The organism is Deinococcus sp. (assembly GCF_018260555.1).
GTDB lineage: Bacteria > Deinococcota > Deinococci > Deinococcales > Deinococcaceae > Deinococcus.
The window spans coordinates 1-7,830 of record NZ_JAGLBB010000088.1; the positions used below are offsets into that span (position 1 = coordinate 1).

The following is a 7,830-nucleotide window of genomic DNA, read 5'->3' on the forward strand; positions in this document are numbered from 1 at the left end:
GGAAGAGAAGCGGCTGGGGGATATTGCAGAAATTAGGATGGGGAGGACTCCAAGTCGAATTGTGTCAAAATTTTGGGGTTCTGGATGCAAGTGGATTTCCATAGCCGATATGGGAAGTAAAGTTGTCAAGTCTACTAAAGAGGAAATCACAGTAGAAGCAGCAGTCTTGATGAATGTTATACCGAAGGGAACACTTATTATGAGTTTTAAATTATCACTCGGGAAACTCGCCTTCACTGGCGAAGATATGTATTCTAACGAAGCTATTTGTAGTTTTAATAAATTGAAGGCCGAAAGCGTATATTTGTATTATCAAATGCAGAGAGTCAACTTTGCAGATTATGGAAAACAGGCCGTTAAAGGATATACCCTTAATAAAGAGTCATTAAATAGCATAGTTGTCTCATTTCCATCTCTACCCGAACAAAAAGCCATCGCCGCTATCCTCTCCGAAATGGACGCCGAACTGGAAGCCCTGGAGGAACGTCTCTCCAAGACCCGTGACCTGAAGCAAGGGATGATGCAGGAACTCCTGACCGGGCGCACGCGGCTGGTCTGAATGTGGTGCCCACTCATGCAGAATCAGAATCGAGGCGGTAAACTAGTCTTCACCCCAAGGGTGAATAACTCTACTTGTGGGGCGTCCTTGTGCAGGTGAATTTCAGAACCCGAAAGCTGTGCAAGCAGTACGAGAGTGGCACAGAGGCGATCAAGGCATACGGGCCGGAAGTAGGCCGAAAGTATGTGCAGCGCATCGGCATCATCCGGCAAACCAGAACACTGGCGGAATTACAGGCCCTCCCTGGCCTCCGCTGCCACCCTCTCAAGGGTGATCGGCAAGGACAGTGGGCTGTTAATCTCACCGGATTCATTCGGCTGATTTTCACCTTCGAGGACGACGAACTGACAGTGGTATGTGTAGAAGAGGTGAGCAAACACTATGGCGATTGAAGCTCATGCGACCTCCCTTCCCCCCATGGCGGATTGGGCCATTCCACCAGGGGAGTACCTGGCAGAGGTGCTGGACGACCTGGGGATGAACCAGGCAGAACTCAGCCGCCGCATGGGTCGGCCCGCCCAGGCCATCAACGAACTGATCCAGGGGGACAAAGAACTGACCCCGGACACAGCCCTCCAGTTAGCGCAGGTTGTGGGCGTGCCGGCCCATATATGGATGGGTCTAGAAAATGACTACCGTCTGGTGCTGGCGCGACAGGCCGAACAAAAACGCCTGGAGTCGGAGTGTGGGCTGCTGAAGCTATTTCCCCTGACAGAAATGGCGCAGTGGGGGTTCATCCGACGCTTTAGGGACAAGGTGGAACAGGTGGCCGAAGTCCGCGCTTTCTTCGGAGTGGCCACGCTAAACGCCATTCCGAAGGTGCGGGAGTATCAACCTGCCTTTCGTCAGCAGAACAGCAGGAACGACCACTCCTATGCCATTGCTGCTTGGCTGCGCATGGGAACGCTCATGGCAGCCAAGCAGGAGACGATGGAATTCAGCCGCGACACGCTGGCGGACTGCCTCCCAGCCATTCGACATTTGAGTTGTGAAGATCCACAGACCGCTGTCCCTCAGCTCAAAGAACGGCTGGCCGCATGTGGCGTGGCCTTGGTGCCGCTTCCCCACTTCGCGGGCACGGGTGTTCAGGGGGCGGTGTTCTGGGAGAGACGCGGGGGGATAGATCGTGCAGTCGTGTTGGTCACCCTGAGGCGGAAGTACAGCGACACCTTTTGGTTCACCCTGTTACACGAACTCGGTCATGTGCTGCTGCACAAGCCCGACCGCCGCAACGTCTTTCTAGACGAGGGGGGAGATACCATTCAAGAGGCTGAGGCAAATGCCTTTGCATCGGAGCAGTTGATTTCCGCAGAGGCATACTCAGCGTTCGTGCAGGCGGAGGATTATTCCGTGCGAGCTGTGCAGGCGTTCGCAGCAAGCGAGAACATCTGTCCCGGTATCGTCGTGGGTCGTCTGCAAATAGACAAAAAACTGAAGTACGGCGAGCTGGACAGCCTCCGTGTGCGCTACGAGTTCACACCCAAGGACCCGAGCTGAAGATGGCCGCACAATGACCCAAAGCGCCGAGTCGCAGCACCTGGAGTGGAAGGAGTCCTGGCGCGACGAGTACCTGAAGTGGGTGTGCGCGTTCGCCAACACGGACGGCGGTACGCTGGTCGTGGGCCGCGACGACGACGGCGCAGCGGTGGGCGTCCGGGACGCGGCGCGGCTGCTGGAAGACCTGCCGAACAAGATCCGCAATCTGCTGGGCCTGGTGGTGCCGGTGCACCTGCGCCAGGAGGCGGGCCTGGACCTGATCGAGATCGAGGTGGAGGGGTCGCCTTACCCGGTGACGTACCGCGGCAAGTACTACGTGCGCAGCGGGAGCACCACGCAGGAGCTGAGCGGCTCGGCGCTGGACGCCTTCCTGCTCCGCATGCAGGGGCGGCACTGGGACGGCGTGCCGTTGCCGCGCGTAGGCGTGGCCGACCTGAGCGCGGCGGCCCTGCGGCGTTTCCGGCAGCTGGCAGAACGCAGCGGTCGGGTGGCGGCCGAGTGGCTGGACGAGCCTGACTTGGTCCTGCTCGATCGCCTGCGGCTGCTGGACGGGACGTACCTGAAGCGGGCGGCGGCGCTGCTGTTCCATCCGGACCCGGAGGCGTTCATCGGGGGCGCGTGGATCAAGGTGGGCGCGTTCGGGACCGACGACGCCGATCTGCGCTTCCAGGATGAGGTGCATGGGCCGCTGCTCTTGCAGGTCGAGCAGACCGTGGAGCTGCTGAAGGCGAAGTACCTGAAAGCGCTCATCTCCTACCAGGGGTTGCAGCGCCTCGAGACCCTGCAGGTGCCGGAGGCGGCCCTGCGCGAGGCGCTGCTGAACGCCGTGGTTCACAAGGATTACGCGAGCAGTGTGCCGGTCCAGATCAGCGTCTACCCGGACCGCCTGCTGATCTGGAACCCAGGGCACCTGCCGCCCGCCTGGACGGTCGAGCGGCTATTGGGAAAGCACCCGTCGGTGCCGTTCAACCCGGACGTGGCGAACACCTTCTTCCGTGCCGGTCAGATCGAGTCGTGGGGGCGCGGCATTGAGCGGATGATGCAGGTGTGCCGCGCGGCTGGCGCGCCCGATCCGGTACTCCGGCACGAGGAGACCGGGCTGTGGGTGGAATTCACGTTCCCGACTGCTTCTGACCTGGCGGGTGACTTCCGGGGGTCCCCGGAAGTCACCACGGAAGTCGCGCTCCTCCGGATCATGACGGGCGAACTGAGCCGCCGTGAACTTCAGGCACGCCTGGGATTGAAGGACGCGGAGCATTTCCGGCTCGCCTACCTCCTGCCTGCCCTGAACGCTGGCCTGATCGAGATGACCCGCCCGGATGCACCGACCAGCCGCCTGCAGAAATACCGCCTGACCGAACAGGGCCGCGCCCGCCTGGCGCAGACCGTTTCATCATCCCCGGCCGGAGGCCCGTCATGACTGCCCGACCTGAAATCCGCACACAAAAGCGCGTCATCAAGACTCTGCAGGCGCTCGGGTACGACTACCTCGGCGACTGGCACCTGCGTACAAACAATCGGGGCATCGAAGAGGAGCAGTTGCGTGAGAACCTGACGGCCCGTGGCTACTCCGCCGCGCACATCAATCAGGCGCTGCAGAAGCTGCTCGCCGCGGCGGACAGCACTGGAATGACGCTCTACCAGGCGAACCTGCGCACCTACGGCCTGCTGCGCTACGGGGTGCCGGTGCAGGTCGCCGCGGGTGCGCCGCACGAGACGGTGCACCTGATCGACTGGGAGCATCCGGAACGCAACCGCTTCGCTGTGGCGGAGGAGGTCACGCTGAAGGCGCCGGGCGCGCATGGACGCCGCCCCGACCTGGTGGTGTACCTGAACGGTCTGGCCGTGGCCGTGATCGAACTCAAGCGCAGTTCCGTCGACGTGGCAGACGGCGTGCGGCAACTCATCACCAATCAGGAGGAGATCTTCCACAAGGGCTTCTTCAGCACGGTGCAACTCGTCCTGGCGGGGAACGACGCTCAGGGCCTGCATTACGGCACGGTGGGCACGCCGGAACAGTTCTTCATGCCCTGGAAGGGCCTGACCGCTGGAAAGGAGCCCCCAGTGGAGGGTGCCGCCCTGGTGGAAGGGGCACTGTTGGACGGTCCGCTGCGCGAGATGCTGGCTCCAGAGCGGCTGCTGGACCTGATGCGGAATTTCGTGATCTTCGACGCGGGTACAAAGAAGGTGCCAAGGCTCCATCAGTTCGAGGCGGTCAAGGCGGCGCAGGAACGCACCCGTCGGCGTGAAGGCGGCGTGATCTGGCATACCCAGGGAAGTGGGAAGAGCATCCTGATGGTGCTGCTCGCCAAGTGGCTGCTGGAGAACGAACCGGATGCCCGGGTCCTGATCGTCACCGACCGGGACGAGCTGGACAAGCAGATCGCCGGCGTGATGCGCAGCACCGGCGTGATCCCCCAGGAGGCACCGTCGCCGCGCATCACGTCCCGCCGGGAACTCGTCGAGAAGCTCGCGTCCCCGCAGCAGCGCCTGATGTGCGCCCTGCTGCATAAGATCGACCCCAGTGACCTGCGCGGCGACCTGCCGACGGTGCGGGGACGCTTCTACGTCTTCGTGGACGAATGCCACCGCACGCAGGGCGGCGACATGAACCGCCAGATGCGCCGCTGGTTCCCGGACGCCATCTTCATCGGCTTCACCGGCACGCCGCTGCTCCGCAAGGACAAGCAGACGACCCGTGAGGTGTTCGGCACGTACATCCACACCTACAAGTTCGACGAGGCCGTGCGGGACAAGGTGGTGCTCGACCTGAAATACGAGGCCCGCACCGTGCCGCAGCGCCTGGGTTCCCCGCAGGCAGTCGACCAGTGGTTCACGAACAAGACCCGTGACCTGAACGCCTACCAGAAAGCCGTGCTCCGGAAGCGCTGGGCGACCATGGAAGACCTGATGAGTTCCGGGGAACGCAAGGCGCGGATCGTGGCGAACATCATCGAGGACTTCAACCTCAAGCCCCGCCTGATCAGTGAGCGTGGCACGGCCATCCTAGTCGCGGCGTCCATCTACGACGCCTGCCACTACTACCGGCTGTTCCAGAGCACCGAACTGGCCGGCCGGGTGGCCGTCATCACGTCCTATGAGCCGAACCACAACCTGATCTCACGCGAACCCCCCGGCAGTGACGAGCGGTACAAATTCGACACGTACACGCAGCAGGTGCTGGCCACCGGCCAGACGACCACCCAGTACGAGGACGAGATGAAACGCCGCTTTCTCAAGGAGCCCGCCAACTGCCGGCTGCTGATCGTCGTCAGCAAACTCCTGACCGGTTTCGACGCGCCGTCCTGCACGTACCTCTACCTCGACCAGGAACTGCGCGACCACACCCTGTTCCAGGCGATCTGCCGCACGAACCGCCTCGACGGCGAGGACAAGGAGTACGGGCACATCGTCGATTACAAGGAACTCTTCCAGAACGTGCAGCAGGCCATCGCCGTGTACACCTCGGATGAACTGGACGTGGACGAGAAGGGCGAAACCGGCAACGTCATCCTGAAAGACTGGCGAACGGAAAGCCGCGTCCGGCTCGATACGGCCTGGCAGGAGCTGCAGTACCTGTGCGAGCCGGTACCGGCCCCGAAGACCCTGGAAGCGTTCATCAGTTACTTCTGCGGGAGCGTCATGAACCCGGAGAACCTCTCGCAGACCGAACCGCTCCGCATCGCTTTCTACAAGAGCACCGCGGCCTTCCTGCGGGCGTACGGAGAGGTGGCGGCCAACCTCACCGACCTCGGGTACAGCCCGGCCGACATCGCGAGGCTCCAGAAGGGCAGCGCCTTCTACGCCGAGGTGCGCGCCGCCATCAAGAAGGCGTCCGGCGAGGAACTCGACATCAAACCCTTCGAGCAGGGCATGCGGCACCTGATCAACACGTACGTCCAGGCGGACCACGCCCAGGACCTCGGCGCGCTCAGCGGCCTGTCCCTGCTGGAATCGATCGTGGAGACCGGCATCAACGACGTGATTGCCCAGCAGATCAACCGCTCCGGGAAGCTCTCCAACCGGGCAGTGGCAGAGACGATCATCAATAACGTCCGCCGGACCATCATCCGTGACCAGCTGACCGACCCGCGCTTCTACGAGGAGATGTCCACGCTCCTCGACGACCTGATCCGCCAGCGCGTAGAGGGCACCCTCCTCTACGAGAACTTTCTCCAGGAAGCTGAGGAACTCATCCGGCGCCTTGCGCAGGGGCGCGGACATCAGGGCGTCCCGGCCTCCCTGCACGGCCGCCGGGAGGCCGCCATCCTCTACAGTCACCTGCAGGGCCTGCCGACCCAGGGGCACTTCACCTGCCCGTCCGACGAGGAGGACCGTGCCCGGCTGGCGCTGGACCTGGACAGCGCGGTGCGCGACCATGCCCCGGCGGACTGGCGCGGCGACGAGGCCCGCGAGCGCCAGATCCAGAACGCCATTTATCCTCTGCTGAACCGCGACCGACCCGCCACGCTCGCCCTGTTCGAACTGCTCAAACACCAGGACACATACTGACCATGAACACTCCCCGCCAGGATCAGGTCACCATCGGCGACCTGCATCTCACCGTGATCCGTAAAGCGGTCAAGAACGTGCACTTGAGCGTTCACCCACCTGACGGACGCGTTACGCTCGTCGCGCCGGTTGACACCCGTCTGGACGTCGCCCGCGCGTACGCCATCTCGAAACTGAGGTGGATTGAGCAGCAGAGGCACGCGCTACAGGCGCAGGAGCGCGAGACGCCGCGTGCCTTCATCAAACGCGAGAGCCATTACGTGTGGGGTCGGCGATACCTGCTGCGCGTGCAGGAAGAGGACCGGAAACCCAGCGTGACCCTGGACCACCGGCGCCTGACGTTGACCATTCGCCCCGGCACCTCGCCAGCGCAGCGCGCCCAGGTCATTCACGACTGGCACAAGGGCCTGCTGCGGGCGGCTGCCGAGCCCATGATCGCGGCCTGGGAAGATCGGCTCGGCGTCCGGGTTCGCAAGCTGTTCCTGCAGCGGATGAAGACCCGCTGGGGCAGTTGCAGTCCACAGGCCGGGCACATCCGGCTGAACACCGAGCTGGTCAAGAAACCCAAAGACCTGCTGGAGTACGTGGTGATCCACGAACTGATTCACCTGATTGATCCCACACACGGAGAACGCTTCCTCACGCTTCTGAACGAGCACGCCCCCACCTGGCGGGAAGCGCGTGCAGAACTCAATGAGCTACCTCTGCGAAGTGAAGAGTGGCCGTCAGCCCCGACCGGCTGAATTTCTCTTGATCAAGAGTTTCCACGCCTGCTGGAGTCGTGTGCCACACGACGTCATGACGGCACAGGGAAGGGGAAACATCGGTCAGCACGTCATTTTCCCCGTTGCGTTCTGGAGGGGATTTTTGGCCGTGACAGGCTCTTCTCCGCCTGAACAGCCCGGAAACGAGCGCCTAGCGATCGAAGAACGAGAAGGCGCGAGAAGCTGGATGTCGTGTGGTGCGGGGCGCAGGGAACAGCAACGCGCAGAATGCTGTACCGACCGATAAAAACCTGTGTAGATCCGTGGTCGTCAGCGTCCTGGCGCGCATCTTGTGCTGCTTGGAAACTCTTGCTTGATGTAGGGGTCACCTGAGAGGGTTCTGTCAGGTTATGTTTTAGTAGGGCTGACGAAAGCGGGCTGCCTGACCGATCAGGATGCCAGAAGGGCAACCTCGTTCCAGGGTAACTGCTCAGCAGGGGACGATCAGACAGAGAAATTGGGCATGAGAATATCCCCCGTGAACACGCTGACCAGTCC

6 protein-coding genes are annotated in these 7,830 nt (G+C 62.1%); all 6 read left to right on the forward strand.

Going from position 1 to position 7,830, the window contains the following annotated elements; translation table 11 throughout:
* Positions 1-559: restriction endonuclease subunit S (locus QZ271_RS13045; protein ID WP_291432174.1), on the forward strand; the 559-nt coding region annotated here is incomplete at its 5' end.
* A gap of 95 nt (positions 560-654) precedes the next feature.
* The gene (locus QZ271_RS13050; RefSeq protein WP_291432175.1) at positions 655-951 is read left to right on the forward strand and encodes a type II toxin-antitoxin system RelE/ParE family toxin; all 297 of its coding nucleotides are present in this window, start codon (positions 655-657) and stop codon (positions 949-951) included.
* Entirely contained in the window at positions 941-2,056 is a 1,116-nt protein-coding gene (locus QZ271_RS13055; protein WP_291432177.1) for a HigA family addiction module antitoxin, read from the forward strand. The genes QZ271_RS13050 and QZ271_RS13055 overlap by 11 nt, the downstream gene beginning before the upstream one ends.
* 13 nt (positions 2,057-2,069) lie before the next feature.
* On the forward strand, positions 2,070-3,476 hold the full coding sequence (locus QZ271_RS13060) for a Fic family protein (RefSeq protein WP_291432179.1): 1,407 nt from the start codon (positions 2,070-2,072) through the stop codon (positions 3,474-3,476).
* A complete protein-coding gene (locus QZ271_RS13065) occupies positions 3,473-6,568 on the forward strand; it encodes an HsdR family type I site-specific deoxyribonuclease (RefSeq protein WP_291432181.1) in 3,096 nt (1,031 codons plus the stop codon). Before QZ271_RS13060 ends, QZ271_RS13065 begins: the two co-directional genes overlap by 4 nt.
* A 2-nt stretch (positions 6,569-6,570) precedes the next feature.
* The gene (locus QZ271_RS13070; protein WP_291432183.1) at positions 6,571-7,311 is read left to right on the forward strand and encodes a M48 family metallopeptidase; all 741 of its coding nucleotides are present in this window, start codon (positions 6,571-6,573) and stop codon (positions 7,309-7,311) included.
* Positions 7,312-7,830 lie beyond the last annotated feature (519 nt).